We start from the raw sequence: 20,016 nt of genomic DNA on the forward strand, positions 1-20,016 counted from the left end.
CTCTTTATCATTCCAGAATCAGCCTGAAGGAGAGTTGTTTGACCAGGGGAACACAACGTCGCGTCGTATTTTTTGACCTGGATGGCACTTTGCACCAGCAGGACATGTTCGGCACTTTTATGCGCTATCTGCTGCGTCGCCGACCGCTTAATCTGCTGCTGGTGGTGCCGTTATTGCCGGTAGTAGGTATCGGCTTGCTGTTTAAAGGCCGGGCGGCACGCTGGCCCATGAGCCTGCTGCTCTGGTCTATTACTTTTGGCCGTTCTGAGCGGACGCTGCTGCAACTCGAAGCCGAATTTGCGCAGTGGTTCCGCCTGCGCGTTAAAGCCTTTCCGGTGGTTCAGCAGCGCCTGACCGATTACCTCGGCAGTGATGATGCTGACGTCTGGCTCATCACCGGATCGCCACAGTCTCTGGTGGAGCAGGTCTATTACGACTCCGCGTTTCTGCCACGCGTGAAGCTGATTGCCAGTCAGATGCAGCGCGGCTGGGGCGGGCGGGTACTGGCAATGCGCTGCCTCGGTCATGAGAAAGTGGCACAGCTGGAAGAGAAAATCGGCACGCCGCTACAGCTCTACAGTGGCTATAGCGACAGCAAACAGGACAACCCGCTGCTGTTTTTCTGTCAGCATCGCTGGCGCGTAACACCCGCAGGTGAGCTGCAACAGCTGGAATAAGTTTCTAAAGGATCGGTGAGACCGCTATAATGCGCCGCTTTTCTGTCGCCCGGAGTGGTCAGCATGAAACAACAAGATGAATACTGGATGCGCCATGCGCTTGACCTGGCGCGCCGGGCCTGGGAGCAGGGCGAAGTGCCGGTGGGTGCGGTGCTGGTTCAGAATGATCGGGTGATCGGTGAAGGCTGGAACCGGCCCATCGGCCAGCACGATCCGACGGCGCATGCGGAGATTATGGCGTTGCGGCAGGGCGGTAAAGTACTGGAAAATTATCGTCTGCTGGACACCACGCTCTACGTGACGCTGGAGCCGTGCGTGATGTGCGCCGGCGCCATGGTTCACAGCCGCATCAGCCGGCTGGTCTTCGGGGCGCACGATATCAAAAGTGGAGCGGCAGGATCGCTGCTCGATGTGCTGGGGCACCCCGGCATGAATCATCAGGTTGAATTACAGAGCGGCGTGCTGGCTGAAGAGTGTGCCGCTATGCTGAGCGACTTCTTCCGTATGCGTCGCGAGCAGAAAAAAGCGCTGCGTCAGGCGCAACGCCAGGATTAATTCATGGCGATCTTTGGTTCGACCGCCGGATAGCCTTTGGCCAGTTCGGCCTGTGCTTGTTGTGCTTCAGCCTGCTGCGCCAGGCGTTTTTCCTGCTCCTGCAGATAACCCACCAGGCTTAACTGATATTTGCGGATGTTCTCCACATAGTTATAGGCTTCATGCCCACGGGCATAGCCATAAGCTGTCTGGGTGTAGTAACGCTTCTGACTCAGCATGGGCAGACGCAGCTTCACATCCGCCCAGCTATCCGGATTACCTCCCTGGCGGGCAGTGAGTTTACGGACATCCAGCATATGGGCATAGCCCATGTTATAGGCCGCCAGCGCAAACCAGATGCGCTCATCTTCCGGGATGGTCTGCGGCACCTTCGCCATCATATCCTGCAAATACTGACTGCCGCCGCGAATGCTCTGTTCGGGATCGGTCCGGTCGCCCACATCCAGGCTCTCAGCGGTGTTACGGGTCAGCATCATCATGCCGCGCACGCCGGTAGGGGAGGTGGCCTGCGGGTTCCAGTGCGACTCCTGATAGGAGATTGCCGCCAGCAGTCGCCAGTCAATGCTGGTGGCGTACTTCTCAAACAGCGGTTTGATGTCAGGCAGCGTGTTATCGATGGCGCGCAGGAAAGTGCGGGTATCGACATAATCAAAGGTGCCGACGTGGCCGAGATATTTCTCCTCCAGTCGCGCCATCGCCCCTTCTTCACCCATACCGTTAAAGAAGTCGAGCATCGCGGCATTCAGGCTGTCGTCATCGCTGTGCCGCACATACCAGGTGACCGGCTCTTCATCAGTGACGTCAAACGCCACCGCCAGCTGCGGATAGATGCGCTGCAGCAGAGCGATGGTCACGGAGTCGCCAATCGTATAGTCGAGCTTGCCGTCTGCCACCGCTTCCAGCAGGGCTTTAGGACTTTGATCGGTGGAGATCGCCCAGTCCAGATCGGGGTACTGATTTGACCGCGCGCTCTTCAGCGTTGACAGATACGCCGATCCAGACGCAACAGTCAGCCGCCCCTTTAAGTCACCGAGGTTTTTAGGGCGTGGCTTATCGACGCGATAGACCAGCTGCTGCGAAACGTTGTAGTAGCCTGGCCCGGTCTGATAGCGGGTCAGGCGTTCGCTGTTGTAGTTCAGACCCGCGGCCAGCAAATCGGCTTTGCCATCATCTAAATCGTCAAACAGATCGCTCAGGTTGGGACGTACTGTCACCTTGAGTTTGACGCCCAGATAATCGGCGAAGCGTTTTGCCAGCTCATAATCCATACCGGCCGGAGATTGGTTCACTGTGTAGTAAGTCAACGGGGAATTGATGGTACTGACACGCAGTACTCCCCGTGATTTAATCTGTGAAATCTGGTCCTGCCCACCCCCATACCAGGGAATGGATGGCCATAGCGCTAACGCTAACAGCACGGCAACCAGACCGATAAACAGATAATTAAATTTTAGGCGTTTCAAATAGTTATCTCTCGCTGGCTCTAAGGCCTCTGTCTTTTAAAGGCAGTATTTGTCTTCTTTGAACTCCCAGAGCGAGGGGCATTTTGCGCAACAAAATCACGCTGAGCAACTTTTATAGCAGCTTTTGCGCAAAATTCAGGCAAATCCGGGTCGCCAAAAATTGTGCGCAAACGGTTTCGTCGCGAGGTCGCTTTCTCTATAATACGCCCCGTTTTCCCTGTTGCGCCCAATGAAGCGTCGCCCGGCGCCCTGACGAGAGATTTATTAATGGAAATTCTGCGTGGTTCGCCCGCCCTGTCGGCATTTCGTGTAAACAAACTGCTGACCCGCTTTCAGGACGCTCATCTGCCGGTGAGTGATATTTACGCTGAGTACATCCATTTTGCTGATGTCAGCACGCCCTTAAGCGCTGACGAACAGAGCCGTCTGCAGCGCCTGCTGAAATATGGTCCCTCTCTCGCTGAACATGCCCCACAGGGGCGTCTGCTGCTGGTGACGCCTCGTCCCGGCACCATTTCGCCCTGGTCATCCAAAGCCACTGACATTGCCCACAACTGCGGTCTGCCGCAGGTACGTCGCCTGGAGCGCGGCCTGGCCTTTTATGTACAGGCCCCACAACTGACGGAAGCGCAGTGGCAAACGCTGGGCACACTGCTGCACGATCGGATGATGGAAACGGTCTTCGGCGATCTGGCGCAGGCTGAACAGCTGTTCGCGCATCACACGCCACAGCCGGTGAAAAGTGTCGATCTGCTGGGTGAGGGCCGTCAGGCGCTGGTTCAGGCGAATATCTCACTGGGTCTGGCGCTGGCTGACGATGAAATCGACTATCTGGTGGCGGCGTTTACCGCACTGGGCCGCAATCCCAACGACATTGAACTCTATATGTTTGCGCAGGCGAACTCTGAGCACTGTCGTCACAAGATCTTCAACGCCGACTGGATTATCGACGGCGAGAAACAGCCAAAGTCGCTGTTTAAGATGATCAAAAACACCATGGAGCAGACGCCGGACTACGTGCTCTCTGCTTACAAAGATAACGCCGCCGTGATGGAAGGCTCAGAGGTTGGCCGCTTCTTTGCTGACGCCGGAGAGAGCGAATACCGCTGGCATCAGGAAGCCGCACACATCCTGATGAAGGTGGAAACTCATAACCACCCAACGGCCATCTCGCCGTGGCCTGGTGCTGCGACCGGTTCCGGTGGTGAAATCCGTGATGAAGGCGCAACCGGAAGGGGTTCGAAGCCAAAAGCGGGCCTCGTCGGTTTCTCTGTATCGAACCTGCGTATCCCTGGCTTTGAACAGCCGTGGGAAGAGGACTTCGGCAAACCGGCCCGCATCGTCAGCGCGCTGGAAATTATGACCGATGGCCCGCTGGGCGGCGCTGCATTTAACAATGAATTTGGTCGTCCGGCTCTGAATGGTTACTTCCGTACCTATGAAGAGCAGGTCACCAGCCACAACGGCACTGAGCTGCGTGGCTACCATAAGCCCATTATGCTGGCGGGCGGCATCGGGAATATCCGTGCCGATCACGTGCAGAAAGGTGAAATCACCGTAGGCGCGAAGCTGGTGGTGCTGGGCGGTCCGGCAATGAACATCGGCCTGGGCGGCGGCGCGGCGTCATCGATGGCCTCGGGTCAGTCTGATGCCGATCTCGACTTTGCCTCGGTACAGCGTGATAACCCGGAGATGGAGCGCCGTTGTCAGGAAGTGATCGACCGCTGCTGGCAACTGGGCGATGAGAACCCTATTCTGTTTATCCACGACGTGGGCGCTGGCGGTCTCTCCAATGCGATGCCGGAGCTGGTCAGCGATGGCGGTCGTGGCGGCCGGTTTAACCTGCGTGACATCCTGAGTGATGAGCCAGGCATGAGTCCGCTGGAGGTCTGGTGTAACGAATCACAGGAACGTTATGTGATGGCAGTGGCACCCGATCAGCTGGCGCAGTTTGAGGCAATTTGCCAGCGTGAACGCGCACCGTTCGCGGTCATTGGTGAAGCCACCGAAGAGCTGCACCTGAGCCTGGAAGATAGTCATTTCGGTAACAAGCCGATCGACATGCCGCTTGATGTCCTGCTGGGCAAAACGCCGAAGATGACGCGGGATGTGGTGACGCAGCAGACACAGGGTACTGCCCTGCAGCGTGACGGCATTACGCTGGTCGATGCGGTGAATCGCGTGCTGCATCTGCCTGCCGTGGCGGAAAAAACCTTCCTGATCACCATCGGTGACCGCAGCGTGACCGGCATGGTTGCGCGCGACCAGATGGTGGGACCGTGGCAGATCCCGGTTGCCAACTGTGCGGTGACAACCGCCAGCCTCGACAGCTATCACGGCGAAGCGTTTGCCCTGGGCGAACGTTCACCGGTTGCGCTGCTGGACTTCGCGGCATCGGGTCGTCTGGCCGTCGGTGAAGCACTGACCAACCTGGCGGCTACCCATATTGGTTCGCTGAAGCGTGTGAAGCTTTCCGCAAACTGGATGTCCGCAGCCGGTCATCCGGGTGAAGATGCCGGTTTATATGCGGCGGTGAAGGCAGTCGGCGAGGAGCTTTGCCCGGCGCTGGGGATCACCATCCCGGTCGGTAAAGATTCGATGTCGATGAAAACACGCTGGCAGGAAGGCAGCGAACAGCGCGAAATGACCTCACCGCTGTCGCTGGTAATTACCGCTTTTGCCCGCGTCGAAGATGTCCGTCGCACCGTCACGCCACAGCTGCAGGCCGATCAGGATAACCTGCTGCTGCTGATCGATCTGGGCAACGGCGCGAATACGCTGGGCGCAACCGCGCTGTCGCAGGTTTACCGTCAGCTTGGCGACAAACCTGCCGACGTGCGCGATGCCGCTCAGCTGGCGGGCTTCTTCAATGCCATCCAGGCGCTGGTGGCTGAGCAGAAACTGCTGGCTTATCACGATCGCTCCGACGGTGGTCTGCTGGTGACGCTGGCCGAGATGGCGTTTGCTGGTCACTGCGGCATCGACGTTGACATCGCCTCGCTGGGTAACGATGCGCTGGCCGCCCTGTTTACCGAGGAGCTGGGCGCGGTGATTCAGATCAACGCCGCCGATCGCGCCGTGGTTGAGCAGATCCTGGCGGATCACGGCCTTGCCGACTCGACGCATCTGCTGGGCAGCGCGCAGCCGGGCGATCGCTTTGTGATCCGTTCTGGTGACAGCGCGGTCTACAGTGAAAGCCGCAACACATTGCGTACCTGGTGGGCGGAAACCACCTGGCAGATGCAGCGTCTGCGCGACAACCCGGCGTGTGCCGATCAGGAGCATGAAGCGAAGAAAAACGACAGCGATCCTGGCCTGAACGTTAATCTGACCTTTAATCCGCAGGAAGATGTTGCTGCCCCGATGATCGCCACTGGCGCACGTCCAAGGGTGGCGGTGCTGCGTGAGCAGGGCGTGAACTCCCATGTAGAGATGGCCGCCGCCTTTGATCGGGCAGGTTTCACCGCCATTGACGTTCACATGAGCGATCTGCTGGCTGGACGTCGCGGTCTGGAAGAGTTCCAGGCACTGGTCGCCTGTGGCGGCTTCTCCTATGGCGATGTGCTGGGTGCCGGTGAGGGCTGGGCGAAATCGATTCTGTTTAATCCGCGCGTGCGTGACGAGTTCGAAACCTTCTTCCATCGTCCGCAAACCCTGGCGCTGGGCGTCTGCAACGGCTGCCAGATGATGTCTAATCTGCGTGAACTGATCCCAGGCAGCGACCTCTTGCCGCGCTTTGTGCGTAACCAGTCTGAGCGCTTTGAAGCGCGTTTCAGTCTGGTAGAAGTGGCCGCCAGTCCATCGCTGTTGCTGGACGGCATGGCCGGTTCGCATATGCCCATCGCCGTTTCGCACGGTGAAGGCTTTGTTGAAGTGCGTGATGCTTCGCATCTGGCGGCGCTGGAGTCGAAAGGGCTGGTGGCACTGCGTTATGTCGATAACTTCGGCAAGGTAACAGAAACCTATCCGGCTAACCCGAATGGCTCACCAAACGGCATCACTGCCGTGACCAACGAAAGTGGTCGCGTCACCATCATGATGCCGCATCCGGAGCGGGTATTCCGCACCGTCAGCAACTCCTGGCATCCGGCAGAGTGGGGCGAAGACAGCCCGTGGATGCGTATTTTCCGCAATGCGCGCAGACAGCTGAGTTAATGTAATCCGCTGAAAAGAGCAGGAGGCCAGTGTGCCTCCTGTTCTTTTTTGTGGCTCTGTTGGCAAATGGCGACAATGAGTATGTCGCACTGTCTCTTTTTGGCGACATCTATCTCGTTGATTTTAAATGAACGCTCATCCGGCGCGATTTTATGTCGCTCAGCGGAGACAGTTTTCCCTTGCTGTAATCAGATTTTGCGCAGCAGTTGTCCGGTAAGCTTATTCAAGCTGCTGAAAAATATAATGATTTATTTTCTGGCATGGAACTTGCTATACTCATGCAGCTGCTCATTCACCTGTTTATGATTGCCCCGCTTAGCGGAGAAGAGCTCATAAAGCCCGAATGACGCACCAAACGGAGCCTGCCGTCCAACTGACCGATAATCGCTTGCGTTATCAAACACCGGACGTAACGTTGAGTAAGGCTCCACCCATTTTTACGCGATGCATCACGCGTCGTGCCAGCGGCAGGCCATCGAGCCTGCCGTTTTCTTTTCTTCCCCTTTCTTCCGCCGACACCTTTCTTCCGCTGACAGAGTCCGTTAGCATCCAGACAGCAAATCTTAAGGAAGCGGCTGCGTGAAAAAATGGCGTTTATTTCCCCGTTCTCTGCGTCAGCTGGTGCTGATGGCATTTGTACTGGTGCTGCTGCCGTTGCTGGTGCTGGCCTGGCAGGCGTGGGAAAGTCTCTCTGCATTAAGTGAACAGGCAGCGGATACCAACCGCAATACCTTCACCGACGTACGCAGAAGTGAGGCGATGGCGCGAACGGCGGTTGAGCTGGAGCGCAGCTATCGCCAGTACTGCGTGCTGGATGATGCCTCGCTGGCGCGCCTTTATCAGACCCAGCACACCCGCTACAGCCAGATGCTGAGTTCGCACAGCGCCAGCCTGCCCGAACTGCCCGCATTCCAGACTTTACAGGCGACGTTGCCGCTGCTGACACCGTTAAAGTGCGAAAACGGCAATCCGGTTACGCCTGCCGCAGAGGCGCTGGATCGTTTTTCTTCCACCAATGCGCAAATGGTGCAGGACACGCGCGAAGTGGTGTTTTCGCGCGGCCTTCAGCTGCAGCGCGAAATTGCCGATCGCGGCCAGTTTTTTGGCTGGCAGGCGCTGATTCTGTTTATCATCAGTCTGGCGTTGATGACGCTGTTTACCGGCATGATTATCGGGCCGGTCAAGCGTATTGAGCGGATGATCAACCGGCTTGGCGAAGGCCGGGAACTGGGTAACAGCGTGACATTTCGCGGCCCGCGCGAGTTACGCTCGCTGGGACAGCGCATCGTCTGGCTCAGCGAACGGCTTCAGTGGCTGGAATCGCAGCGCCATGAATTCCTGCGCCATCTTTCTCACGAACTGAAAACGCCGCTGGCCAGCCTGCGTGAAGGCACCGAACTGCTGGCGGACGAGGTAGCCGGGTCGCTGAACGCCGATCAAAAAGAGGTGGTCACTATCCTCGACGGCAGCAGCCGTCATCTGCAGCGGCTGATTGAACAGCTGCTTGATTACAACCGTAAACTGGCAGATGGCCCGATCCAGCTGGAACCGGTCAGCGTAGCGGAAATTGTGGAGGGGGTGGTGAATGCACATGCACTCTCGGCGCGCGCCAAACTCATGCAGACGGTTGTCGATCTGGAGGTCAGTCACTGCCTTGCCGAACCGATGTTACTGATGCGGGTCATCGATAATCTCTATTCGAACGCCGTGAACTACGGCAGCGAATCCGGTACCATCTGGCTGCGCAGTCAGCAGCAGGGCGATCGGGTCTGGATTGATGTCGCGAACAGCGGCACGCCGATCCCGCCGGAAGAGCAGGCAATGATTTTCGAACCTTTTTTCCAGGGTAGCCAGCAGCGCAAAGGGCCGGTAAAAGGCAGCGGGCTGGGATTGAGTATTGCCAAAGATTGCCTGCGCCGGATGCATGGCGACCTGACGCTGGTCTCCTGCGAGCAGGCTGACGTCTGTTTTCGAATTGAACTGAACACCACAGCCGGGAATGTCTGACTGATGAAATATTTACCCGCTTTGCTGCTGAGCACACTGACCACGCTGCTGCTCAGCGGATGTACGACCTCCCCGGCCACCTCATCCCTGCCGTCAGGCCATCAGGTAGCGGAACCCGAGGTCAGCGTGGCTGATTATCTGGCGACCCGCTGCAATGACCTGTGGACGATAGAGAATAGTGCGGCACTGAGTAATCCTCTCTACTGGATGCGGGCCATCGATTGCGCTGAACGCCTTTCCCCTGCCGAGGCCCGAGCCGAAGCCCACCGCTGGCCGGTTGAGAGCTGGTCGCGCGCTTTCAAGCAGGGCGTGCTGATGTCGAACGGCAACGTGACGCCAGTGGAGCGTCGTCGCTATGTTGAAACCCTGGATCGCTACAGCAGCGATTTCCCGCAGTCTGTGCGTCCGCTGCTCCAGTTGTGGCGCAGTAATCAGGCCGCGCAGCTCGACCTGAGTGAAGCGCGCACCCGTTATGTTCATCTGCAACAGAGCAGCGATACCCAGCTGGAGGCGATACGCCAGCAGATGGTTAAACAGCAGCAGCAGCTCAGCGACACGCAGCATAAGCTGGAGCGACTTACTGATATTGAGCGCCAGCTTTCATCACGGAAAGCCCCGGATGTGTCTGACAGCGGCCATGGCACTGCGCTGCCGCAGGATGAGGAGCAATAATGGTCAGACAAGCGGCAAAACTGCTGCTGGTGGATGACGATCCCAGCCTGCTGAAGCTGCTGGGCATGCGTCTTCGCAGCGAAGGTTATCAGGTCACCACCGCGGCCAGCGGACCCGAAGCGTTGCGTCTGCTGCAGAAAGAAAAAATCGAGCTGGTGATCAGCGATCTGCGGATGGATGAGATGGATGGTCTGGCGCTGTTTGGCGAGATCCAGAAACGCCACACCGGTCTGCCAGTGATTATCCTGACGGCACACGGCTCAATCCCGGACGCAGTTTCCGCCACGCAGCAGGGCGTCTTCAGCTTCCTGACTAAACCGGTGGATAAAGATGCGCTTTACAAAGCGATCGATGAAGCACTGGCTCAGCAGGCGCCGGTCAGCGATGACCGCTGGCGGGAAGCGATCGTCACCCGCAGCCCGCTGATGTTGCGGCTGCTGGAGCAGGCGCACATGGTGGCGCAGTCGGACGTCAGCGTGCTGATTAACGGGCAGAGCGGTACTGGTAAAGAGATGCTGGCACAGGCGATTCACGCCGCCAGCCCGCGAAACGGCAAGCCCTTTGTCGCCATTAACTGCGGCGCACTGCCGGAGCAGTTACTGGAGTCAGAGCTGTTCGGGCATGCCAAAGGGGCCTTTACCGGCGCAGTCAGTGCCCGTGACGGTCTGTTTAAAACCGCAGGTGGCGGCACGCTGTTCCTGGATGAGATTGGCGATATGCCGCAACCGCTACAGGTTAAGTTGCTGCGGGTGTTGCAGGAGCGTAAGGTCAGGCCGCTGGGCAGCGATCATGATATTGAGATTGACGTGCGCATTATTTCAGCCACGCATCGCGATCTGCCGAAGGCGATGGAGAAAAAGGAGTTTCGCGAGGATCTCTTCTATCGTCTTAATGTGGTGAACCTGAAGATTCCGGCGCTGCATCAGCGCACTGAAGATATTCCGCTGCTGGCTAATCATCTGTTGCGTCAGGCGGCGGAACGGCATAAACCGCAGATCCGCAGTTTTTCCGTTGATGCGATGAAGCGGTTGATGGCGGCCAGCTGGCCGGGCAATGTGCGTCAGCTGGTTAACGTGATTGAGCAGTGTGTGGCGCTGAGTTCATCGCCGGTCATCAGCGATGCGCTGGTGGAGCAGGCGTTAAGCGGTGAGAACAGCGCTTTGCCGACCTTTGCTGAGGCGCGCAATCAGTTTGAGCTGAACTATCTGCGTAAGCTGTTGCAGATGACCAAAGGCAATGTGACCAATGCCGCACGTCTGGCTGGACGCAACCGCACGGAGTTCTATAAGCTGCTGTCTCGTCATGAGCTGGATGCCAGTGATTTCAAAGAGTAGCGGAGGCTGCGGAGTGATACCGGCAGGTTGCCTGCTCAGGCCCGAATCAGAATGGGTGCGGTCAGCATAATCTGGCAGCGCTTGCGGCAACCTGAAGAATCCCGGATATTACCGCCCGACAGCGCCAGCAACATTTATACTTGATAAACCCTCTGACCATGGAGGGAGTGAAAAAGGGTCTGACATGAAAAAGATTGATGCGATTATCAAACCATTCAAACTCGATGATGTCCGTGAAGCCTTAGCGGAAGTCGGCATCACCGGGATGACCGTGAGTGAAGTAAAAGGTTTTGGCCGCCAGAAAGGGCACACCGAGCTTTACCGCGGCGCAGAGTATATGGTCGACTTTTTGCCTAAAGTGAAAATCGAGATGGTGGTGGGCGACGATATCGTTGATACCTGCGTCGAGACCATTATGCGTACTGCGCAGACCGGCAAAATCGGTGATGGTAAAATCTTTGTCTTCGACGTGGCGCGCGTGGTGCGCATCCGTACTGGCGAAGAGGATGAAGAGGCGATCTGATTGTCTTTTTATCAGCATAAAAAAGCCCGCGCTGCGGGCTTTTTTTATGCCTGGGGAGCCTGGGACGGATAGCTTTGAGATCGAGCCAGCTCTGAGAACACGGTCAGATCGGAAAGACGCAAAACCCGCCATCCATGGCACGCTCGGCCCGCGCCGTCCTGGCGCGGGACGCTTTCCTCTTCTGCCCGTGTTCCCTTCGCTTTGAGCTTATGCGTTGCTGCAAGACTCACATTGGGCAGATTACAATCTGGTACGGTTAGCGGTGAGAGCATTCCCTGCGCTTTTAGCTGATTCATTGCTGTCAGATTTAGATCGGGTTTGCCAGTAATCTAAGCCCGCAGCGCGGGCTTTTTTATCGCTCAATCACATGCCTTTATGAGGTCCAAAAAGTTCGTAATGAATGCGTGTATCTGCCACGCTGGCATCGCGCAGTTGCGCCACCACATGCTGCATAAAGGGCAGCGGACCGCAGAGGTAGAAGTGGGTGTCGGGTGAGGCGAGACGTGCGGAGATCGCGGTGATATCCATCAGACCCTGCGCGTCATAGCGACCGGCATCTTCAGCGGCGGGATCGCGATACCAGACCTGACTGACGAAATCGGTGAGCTGCGCGCCCGTAGCCATCACTTCCGGGCCAAATGCATGCTGTTTGCCGTTCTCTGCTGCGTGCAGCCAGCTGACCGGCGCGCGATGCTGGCGGGCCGCCAGTGCATGCAGCATGGCCAGCATCGGCGTCTGACCCACGCCCGCGGAAATCAGCGCCACCGGAGTTGAAGCATCGACCTCAAGGAAGAAGTCGCCATGCGGTGCGGCCAGCATCAGCTCATCACCCACTTTGCCATTCTGATGCAGCCAGCCGGAGACGGTGCCCTGCGCTTCACGTTTCACCGCAATCCGATAATCTTTGCCATTACTGAGGTGAGTAAGCGAGTACTGACGAATCTGGTGATGTTCGAAACTGGCGGGCTGCAGATGCACCGTCAGATACTGACCCGGTTTAAAGGCCGCTACCGGGCCGCCATCTGCCGGACTGAAGGTAAAGCTTTTAATCACCTCGCTCTGCTGCTCAATAGCACTGATGCGAAACGCACGAGTGCCGCGCCAGCCACCGGTTTGCTGCTCCGTCGCCTGGTAAATCTCCTCTTCGCGATTAATGAACACATCCGCCAGTACGCCATAGGCCCGGCCCCAGGCTGCCAGCGCCTCTTCACCCGGATTCAGCAGCTCTTTAATGGTTGCCAGCAGATTTTCACCGACGATGGCGTATTGCGCAGGCTGAATATTCAGGCTGGTATGTTTCTGTGCAATCTTTTCCACCGCAGGCAGCAGGACGGCCAGGTTCTCCAGATTCGCGCCATAGGCGCAAATGGCGTTGAACAGCGCTTCACGCTGATCGCCATTGCGCTGGTTGTTCATATTGAAAACATTTTTGAGTTCAGGATGGTGCGACAGCATGCGGTCATAGAAGTGTGCGGTAAGCGCAGGACCACAGGCGGCGATGGCAGGCAGGGTCGATTTAACCGTGGCGATAGTGTGTGCATCAAGCATAAAAGCGGCCTCTCATTTAAAGATGTATTTTAAATGCATCTTATAGCCGTCTCGCCTGTGGTGTAAATAACCCGATAAATTTCCCGGTTGTCAAAGTGGCAACTTTTTGGTGCATCCTGAGAAACCGCCGTCACATCCTGAAGAAAAATTGTGGCGTCTGAGCAGGGTGAAAAGGTGTAAAAAAGCCCTGCCAGTAGCCAGCCAATCGTTTGCGTAAAAAGAGGAGGTTCACCCTACCTTCACCTGTTAAAACGGTTTACACTGTGGGCCTTCGCCCCTGAAGGGGGGTAAATACCGTCAGAAAGTTAGCTGAGTCAGGAGATCCGGATGTTAAAGCGTGATATGAACATTGCCGATTACGATGCCGAGTTGTGGCAGGCGATGGAGCAGGAGACAGTGCGTCAGGAAGAGCACATTGAACTGATTGCTTCTGAAAACTACACCAGCCCGCGTGTTATGCAGGCACAAGGTTCTCAGCTCACCAATAAATACGCTGAAGGCTATCCGGGCAAACGCTACTACGGCGGCTGTGAGTACGTTGATATCGTTGAGCAACTGGCGATCGATCGCGCAAAAGAACTGTTTGGTGCCGATTACGCTAACGTGCAGCCACACTCAGGTTCACAGGCTAACTTTGCGGTTTACACCGCGCTGCTGCAGCCGGGCGATACTATTCTGGGGATGAACCTGGCGCACGGTGGACACCTGACTCACGGCTCACCGGTTAACCTGTCGGGCAAACTCTATAACGTTGTGGCTTACGGTATCGATGAGACCGGTAAAATTGACTACGACGAACTGGCTGAACTGGCGAAAACCCACAAGCCAAAAATGATCGTTGGCGGATTCTCAGCTTACTCCGGCGTTTGCGACTGGGCGAAAATGCGCGAAATCGCGGATAGCGTAGGTGCATGGCTGTTTGTGGACATGGCACACGTTGCCGGCCTGATTGCTGCAGACGTTTACCCGAGTCCGATCCCGCATGCGCACATCGTGACCTCTACCACTCACAAAACGCTGGCGGGTCCGCGCGGTGGTATCATTCTGGCGAAAAACGGCGACGAAGATTTCTATAAGAAACTGAACTCTGCTGTCTTCCCTGGCGGTCAGGGCGGTCCTCTGATGCACGTTATCGCTGGTAAAGCGGTTGCGTTCAAAGAGGCGATGGAGCCGGAATTCAAAACCTACCAGCAGCAGGTGGCAAAAAACGCCAAAGCGATGGTTGAGGTGCTGATTGAGCGTGGCTATGACATCGTTTCTGGCGGCACGTATAACCATCTGTTCCTGATCGATCTGGTGAGCAAAAACCTGACTGGTAAAGAAGCGGATGCGGCGCTGGGCCGTGCCAACATCACGGTTAATAAAAACAGCGTGCCTAACGATCCGAAAAGCCCGTTTGTCACTTCCGGTATCCGTATCGGTACGCCAGCTGTTACCCGTCGTGGCTTCAACGAAGCGGACGTGCGTGAGCTGGCTGGCTGGATCGCGGATGTGCTGGATAACGTCAATGACGAAGCGACCATTGAGCGCACCAAAAAGAAAGTGCTGGAAATCTGCAGCCGTCTGCCGGTCTACGCTTAATCGTTAACCTGTTGTGAGACAGCATACAAAGGATGGCATCAGCCATCCTTTTTTATTGCCTGTCCTGCGGCGCTCTGCCAGAGTAGCGCCCACTCATGCTGCCAGGCAGCACTCTTGCTGGAGGGAATATGGCAATCGGCTCCGCCAGATGGCTCGGATTGGGCTACTTCACTTACTTCTTCTGTTACGGCATCTATCTGCCATTCTGGGGCGTGTGGCTGAAAGGCACCGGTCTTGATGCTGAAAAGATTGGCCTGCTGCTCGGCTGTGGCATGGTGGCACGCTTTGTCGGCAGTCTGCTTATCGCTTCTCAGGTCAAAAATCCTTCACGGTTGATTACGGCGCTGCGTCTGCTGGCGCTGATGACCTGCCTGTTCGCTGCCGGTTTCTGGGTGGGTGAGCAGTGGATGTGGCTGCTGACGGTCATGATCGGCTTTAACCTCTTTTTCTCGCCGCTGGTCCCGCTCAGCGATGCGCTGGCCGCCACCTGGACACAGCAGATAGGGCTGGCGTATGGGCCGGTCAGGCTGTGGGGTTCGCTGGCCTTTGTAATCAGCTCGGCGTTAACCGGCGTGCTGGTCAGTGCTTACTCTTCAAACGCCATTCTGCTGCTGCTTTCCGTCGGCGTCATCTCTATGCTGGCAGGCATGATGCTGTCACCCGCCACCCAGCCACAGGGTAATGAACGGCAGGGCGCGGCGGGCGGCGGCTGGCAGGTGTGGCGTGAATTGCTGCGTGAGAATGCGGTATGGCGATTTATGCTCTGCGTAACACTGCTGCAGGGTGCGCACGCCGCCTATTACGGCTTCAGTGCTATCTGGTGGCAGGAAAGTGGCTATTCCGCCTCCACGGTGGGTTATCTCTGGTCGCTGGGCGTGGTGGCCGAAATCGTCGTGTTTGCCCTGAGCAACCGGTTGTTCCGCCGCTGGAGCGCGCGCGATCTGCTGCTGCTTTCGGGCATTTGTGCGTTGATCCGCTGGAGTCTGATGGGCGCCACTACCGCGCTGCCGCTGCTGATTGTGGCGCAAATCCTCCACTGTGGCAGCTTCACCGTCTGTCATCTGGCGGCGATGCGTTTTATTGCGGCGCGTCAGGGAGCGGAAGTGATCCGTCTGCAGTCGCTCTATTCCGCGCTGGCGATGGGGGGTGGCATTGCGATAATGACCATGATCTGCGGCGTGCTGTTCGCTCATCTGCAGGGGCATCTGTTCTGGGTGATGGCACTGGTGGCGCTGCCCGCGCTATTTCTGCGTCCCGGCTATGACTCCAGTAAATAACGAATCCGCTGCTGATGGTGTAACGTCAGCGGCAGTTCCGCATGCACCAGCGGCGGGGAGAAGAGTGGCAGCGAGGTGGGGTAGGGCGAAATGATGATGTCCACATCCCGCGGTGCGCCATCCCGCTGAAACTGTTTCACGTCCTGATAGGTAATATTGATCGGCAGCAGCGTGATCTCCCGGATCTGCTGCTCCACATCCTGCTCCAGATCGGTATCGTCACCCGTCAGAATCAGCACCTGCTTCTCCTGCAACGCATTCTCCTGCATCAGCCAGGCACCAAAAATAACGGTAATTAAGCTCACCTCTTCCGGGCTGAACGCAATCCCGTATTGCTGCTCAAACGCCTGCAGCGCCTGCTGAGTGGTGCGCAACAGGCGGGGATAGAGGCGGCTGACATCCAGCGCCACGCTGTTGTCGATGCCGATAGTGAAGTGGGTGCGATCCAGCGCCTGTGCCAGATGAGGATAGAGCTGGTTAAGCAGCTCGTCGCGATCAGCAAAAGTGATGTCGGCACACCGTTCAAAGTCATTAATTAACTGCTGGGTCGCAGCCATTAACTGCTGCTCAGCAGGATGGGCAATCGCATCCACGACAGGCGTATGTATCTGGCTGAACAGCAGTGTCCAGAAGTCGGTTTCACTGACGGGCGGCGCAAGGTGGCAGCGTTTGCGCCAGTGGTGAATCACATCCTCGGCAGCCTGCCGCTCAGCCTTCTGCTGCAGCCAGTGACACTGCGCTTCACTGAACAGCACCGGCTGGCGCTGGCACAATCCATATTTCATGAAAATCTGCAGAAAAAGCCGGTCGCGTTCGCTGAAATCGCGCTTCAGACGCAGGCTACAGTGCTGGATCAGCGCCTGTAAATTGGTCTCATCCCACAGCGCCTTCTCAATCTTCATCACCTTCAGGCGCTGACGCAGGGGGGCTGCAAAATGATCGCAGACGAAATCCTGCGATAAACGCAAACTGCGTCGCAGGTTGTGCAGCAGACAGAGGCGCCGATCCAACTCTGTGCCATGAAGACGAAAGCTGCCATCCACCATCTGATGCAATTCCAGCTGGTGATATCGCTGTATCTCAAGGCCCACATCCGCGATATCCTGTCGGGCAACGGCAGGATCGACGCCATTCAGCTGGCAGACTTTTTCAAGCGTAAGCACGGGTGTCGGCAGAAACAGCAGCAATAAAAGATGGCACTGACGCTGTGAGCGGGTGAAGAGTGGTGCCAAAGGGGTAGCAGAACTCATCAATCAGGTTTCCAGCAGGCTATTTTGAGCTAAGAATAGTCAACCCCGTCAGCGCCTGCGCGGTTTACGCGGTTTATTTGCCGGAGGTTTAAGGCGGGTCACAAAATTTTGTTACTTATAGATTCTTTTCATCGGGAACGTTACTTTATAACATTATGAAACGCACACTCTTTGCCCTCTTGATGGTCTTAAGTCCGGCTGTAATGGCACATCCTCACAGCTTCATCGATATGAAAACCGAACTGGTGGCGCAGGATGACACCTTTACCGGATTAAAGATGACCTGGACCATGGATGAGATTACCTCCGCCGATCTGCTTTACGACGCGGGCGAGGCGAAACCAGGCAGCGTGGTGTGGAAGAAGCTGGCGGCAGGCGTGATGGCGAACGTGCTGGGCCAGCACTACTTTTCTGAAATCTGGCACAACCAACAGCGGGTAAAGTTTTTGAATCTGCCAACCGAATACAACCTGTCACGTAACGGCCATAAAGCGGTGCTGGAATTTATTCTGCCGCTGGCGGAACCCCCGAAGCTGACCGGGCAGCGCTTTGAGATCCTGACTTTTGATCCCACCTATTTCGTCGATATGTTCTATGACAATCCTGGTGCGTTAACGCTGCCGACGGCGCTGCAGGCGCGTTGCAAGTTCGCGCTGAACACGCCAAAGCCCAATGATTCACTGAAGCAGTATGCGCTGTCGCTGGATAAAGCCGACGCGCCTGCAGAGGAGATGGATTTAGGCCGCCAGTTTGCCCAGACGGTGATACTGACATGTCAGTAATCTCCCCACCGTTACGGGCTTCCCGCCTCTGGCCGCTGTGGCTGATGGCGGGCGTGCTGCTGAGCAGCGCGTTGCTGGTCTGGCTCTACTGGTCGCAGATTCTGATGCAGAGCGTAATGTGGCAGAAAGATCTGCATCGGCAGATGACTCAGCTGCTACAGCAGGTTGCGGAGCAGCCCCACCAGGCAGGCATTTCGCTGGTGATATTCAGCCTGCTGTATGGCGTACTGCACGCGCTGGGACCGGGCCATGGCAAAGTGGTGATCGCGACCTTTCTGGCGACCCATCCCACCAGAGTGAAAACCAGTATCAGGCTGACGCTGCTCGCCTCACTGCTGCAGGGTTCGGTGGCGATTGCCCTGGTGACGGTGATGCTGGTGCTGCTGAAAACGTCATCGCGACAGCTGCATCTCAGCAGTTTCTGGCTGGAGAAGGGCAGTTATCTGTTGGTGATCGGGCTGGGCGTGATGATCGGTTATCGGGCGCTGCGTTCGTTGTGGCGGACATTGCGTCCGCGTCCGGCCCCGGTATTTCGCACCTTCAAACCTCACCATCAGCATGACGATCAGTGCGGATGCGGACACGCACATCTTCCGACACCGCAGCAGATGAGCGGCAATCTCAGTGTGAAAACCCAGCTGCTGGTGGTGGTGTCGATGGGATTACGTCCCTGTTCCGGCGCGATTATGATGCTGCTGTTTGCCAAAGTGATTGGTGTCTATGGCTGGGGGGTTATCTCTGCTGCGGTGATGGCGCTGGGCACGGCACTGACCATTTCGGCGATTGGCCTGCTGGTTCAGCAGGCGCGCACGGTGGCGCAACGGCTGGCTCAATCTGGCGTTGCCGCAGGCATGACGCGACTGCTGATCCCCGCGCTGGCCTTAACCGGCAGCCTGATTTTAATCGTAGCGGGTATCGCGCTATGGCAGTCAGCGCAGATGACGCTGGGTGGCGGAATTCGACCTTTCTGAATAAAAGCGCAGCGGAAATAAAATTGCCGCTGCGCTCTTCTCTTCGTTAATTATCTCTGAATTCATCTCTTTATTTTTTTCTCTGGCTGGTTTAGTGGTGAAATGACTATTCCCTGTCTACGCTGATAATACCAAAACGGCATTCCGCCGTCGGGATGATAAAAGATCAAGACCGCTTTCTGTTTATTGCGAGGAGTATATTTCATGGCTGATACCCGTATTAATAATGGCTACACCGAAACGCTGGCGACCGGGCCGGCTGGATTGCCGTTAAAACGTATTTCCTGGAGCGCCGTGTTTGCCGGTGTCATTTGTGCGTTGATCGTTCACATTATTCTGACGCTGCTGGGAACCGCCATTGGTGCAACAACCATTGATCCGATGAAAGAACAGAATCCACTCGACGGCCTGGGCACAGGCGCGCTGGTCTGGACTGCCATTGAAATGCTGGTCGCGATGGCTGCAGGTAGTTATGTTGCAGGCCGACTGGCTCAGCGCGAAGGCGCACTGCACGGTTTACTGATGTTTGGCCTTAGCACAATTTTCACTATTTACCTGGCTATTGCGCTGGCGACCAGTGTATTAGGCGGCGCGATGAATATTGTGGGCTCAGGCTTCCAGGCGCTGGGTAGTGGTATTTCCGCCGCTGCGCCATCCGTTACCCAAATGGCAAAAGACAAACTGCAGGAGAGTAATATTAATTTAGATAACCTGCAGAACGAACTGGAAACGACTTTACGCCAGACCGGGAAACCGGAATTACAGCCAGAGAACTTAAAGCAGGATGCAAATAAAGAAGCGCAGAATGCTGAAAACCAGGCTAACAACACCGCAAACCATCCACAGACAGCGGATACTGATCTGGCTAACTGGTTAAAAGGGGTGATGGATCGTCATTCCGATACCCTGCAGGCAGCCGATCGTGATGCGCTGAAAAATATTATCAAAGCGCGCACCGGCAAAAGCGATCAGGAAGTGGATCAGATCGTGGCCAAAACTGAACAGAGCTATCAGCAGGCGGTTCAGAAGTATCAGGAACTGAAACAGCAGGCTGAACAGAAAGCGCGTGAAGCCGGTGAAAAAGCCGCTGCCGCGACTGCGAAAGCGAGCTGGTATGCCCTGATTCTGCTGATCATCGAAGCGGTGCTGGCAGGCGTGATGGGTATGGTAGGTCGTCGTACTCAGCCTCGTCAGGTGCTGTCACACGAACGTCGTTAAGCA

General features: G+C 56.5%; 15 protein-coding genes. 12 read left to right on the forward strand and 3 right to left on the reverse strand.

Going from position 1 to position 20,016, the window contains the following annotated elements:
* Positions 1-38: 38 nt before the first annotated feature.
* Together yfhb and tadA are read left to right on the forward strand one after the other, a co-directional pair.
* Positions 39-677: a phosphatidylglycerophosphatase C gene (yfhb, locus tag HFD94_RS16090; protein ID WP_010257641.1), complete on the forward strand. Its 639-nt coding sequence runs from the start codon at positions 39-41 to the stop codon at positions 675-677.
* Positions 678-740: 63 nt separating this feature from the next.
* Positions 741-1,232 (forward strand): tRNA adenosine(34) deaminase TadA, encoded by a 492-nt coding sequence (gene tadA / locus HFD94_RS16095; RefSeq protein ID WP_122889752.1) that lies wholly within the window; start codon positions 741-743, stop codon positions 1,230-1,232.
* Here the strand turns inward: tadA and mltF are convergent.
* On the reverse strand, positions 1,229-2,695 hold the full coding sequence (gene mltF, locus HFD94_RS16100) for a membrane-bound lytic murein transglycosylase MltF (RefSeq protein ID WP_033758659.1): 1,467 nt from the start codon (positions 2,693-2,695) through the stop codon (positions 1,229-1,231). The genes tadA and mltF overlap by 4 nt on opposite strands.
* A 267-nt stretch (positions 2,696-2,962) precedes the next feature.
* Here mltF and purL point away from each other — a divergent pair, with 267 nt between their 5' ends.
* The 5 genes from purL to glnB all read left to right on the forward strand — a co-directional run bounded on the left by purL (position 2,963) and on the right by glnB (position 11,386).
* Complete coding sequence (purL, locus tag HFD94_RS16105; protein WP_122889751.1) at positions 2,963-6,850, forward strand: phosphoribosylformylglycinamidine synthase; 3,888 nt, start codon at positions 2,963-2,965, stop codon at positions 6,848-6,850.
* 579 nt (positions 6,851-7,429) lie between these two features.
* Positions 7,430-8,857, forward strand: coding sequence for a HAMP domain-containing sensor histidine kinase (locus HFD94_RS16110; RefSeq protein ID WP_122889750.1), 1,428 nt, complete (start codon positions 7,430-7,432; stop codon positions 8,855-8,857).
* Positions 8,858-8,860: 3 nt separating this feature from the next.
* On the forward strand, positions 8,861-9,529 hold the full coding sequence (qseG, locus tag HFD94_RS16115; RefSeq protein WP_033772428.1) for a two-component system QseEF-associated lipoprotein QseG: 669 nt from the start codon (positions 8,861-8,863) through the stop codon (positions 9,527-9,529).
* Entirely contained in the window at positions 9,529-10,863 is a 1,335-nt protein-coding gene (gene glrR, locus HFD94_RS16120; RefSeq protein WP_010257627.1) for a two-component system response regulator GlrR, read from the forward strand. The genes qseG and glrR overlap by 1 nt, the downstream gene beginning before the upstream one ends.
* A 184-nt stretch (positions 10,864-11,047) precedes the next feature.
* Positions 11,048-11,386, forward strand: coding sequence for a nitrogen regulatory protein P-II (gene glnB / locus HFD94_RS16125; protein WP_003848647.1), 339 nt, complete (start codon positions 11,048-11,050; stop codon positions 11,384-11,386).
* A 363-nt stretch (positions 11,387-11,749) separates the two neighbouring features.
* Here the strand turns inward: glnB and hmpA are convergent, their stop codons facing one another.
* Positions 11,750-12,934, reverse strand: a complete 1,185-nt coding sequence (hmpA, locus tag HFD94_RS16130; RefSeq protein ID WP_122889749.1) for an NO-inducible flavohemoprotein — start codon at positions 12,932-12,934, stop codon at positions 11,750-11,752.
* A 327-nt stretch (positions 12,935-13,261) separates the two neighbouring features.
* Between hmpA and glyA the strand changes: the two genes are divergently transcribed.
* Positions 13,262-14,515 carry a serine hydroxymethyltransferase gene (gene glyA / locus HFD94_RS16135; RefSeq protein WP_010257616.1) on the forward strand — a complete coding sequence of 418 codons (1,254 nt, stop codon included), beginning with the start codon at positions 13,262-13,264 and terminating at the stop codon, positions 14,513-14,515.
* A 128-nt stretch (positions 14,516-14,643) separates the two neighbouring features.
* Complete coding sequence (locus tag HFD94_RS16140) at positions 14,644-15,792, forward strand: 3-phenylpropionate MFS transporter (RefSeq protein WP_033772425.1); 1,149 nt, start codon at positions 14,644-14,646, stop codon at positions 15,790-15,792.
* On the opposite strand, the gene csiE is transcribed toward HFD94_RS16140, so the two are convergent.
* A complete protein-coding gene (gene csiE / locus HFD94_RS16145; protein WP_010671313.1) occupies positions 15,774-17,042 on the reverse strand; it encodes a stationary phase inducible protein CsiE in 1,269 nt (422 codons plus the stop codon). The two genes, HFD94_RS16140 and csiE, sit on opposite strands and share 19 nt — an antisense overlap.
* A gap of 155 nt (positions 17,043-17,197) precedes the next feature.
* Between csiE and HFD94_RS16150 the strand changes: the two genes are divergently transcribed.
* The 3 genes from HFD94_RS16150 (at position 17,198) to HFD94_RS16160 (ending at position 20,013) form a co-directional block, all read left to right on the forward strand.
* Positions 17,198-17,824 (forward strand): DUF1007 family protein, encoded by a 627-nt coding sequence (locus HFD94_RS16150; RefSeq protein ID WP_010257608.1) that lies wholly within the window; start codon positions 17,198-17,200, stop codon positions 17,822-17,824.
* Positions 17,815-18,795: a nickel/cobalt transporter gene (locus tag HFD94_RS16155; protein WP_122889748.1), complete on the forward strand. Its 981-nt coding sequence runs from the start codon at positions 17,815-17,817 to the stop codon at positions 18,793-18,795. Before HFD94_RS16150 ends, HFD94_RS16155 begins: the two co-directional genes overlap by 10 nt.
* A 204-nt stretch (positions 18,796-18,999) precedes the next feature.
* On the forward strand, positions 19,000-20,013 hold the full coding sequence (locus HFD94_RS16160; protein ID WP_010257601.1) for a TIGR04086 family membrane protein: 1,014 nt from the start codon (positions 19,000-19,002) through the stop codon (positions 20,011-20,013).
* Positions 20,014-20,016 lie beyond the last annotated feature (3 nt).

It is taken from the genome of Pantoea sp. EKM20T (assembly GCF_011800485.1).
GTDB lineage: Bacteria > Pseudomonadota > Gammaproteobacteria > Enterobacterales > Enterobacteriaceae > Pantoea > Pantoea agglomerans.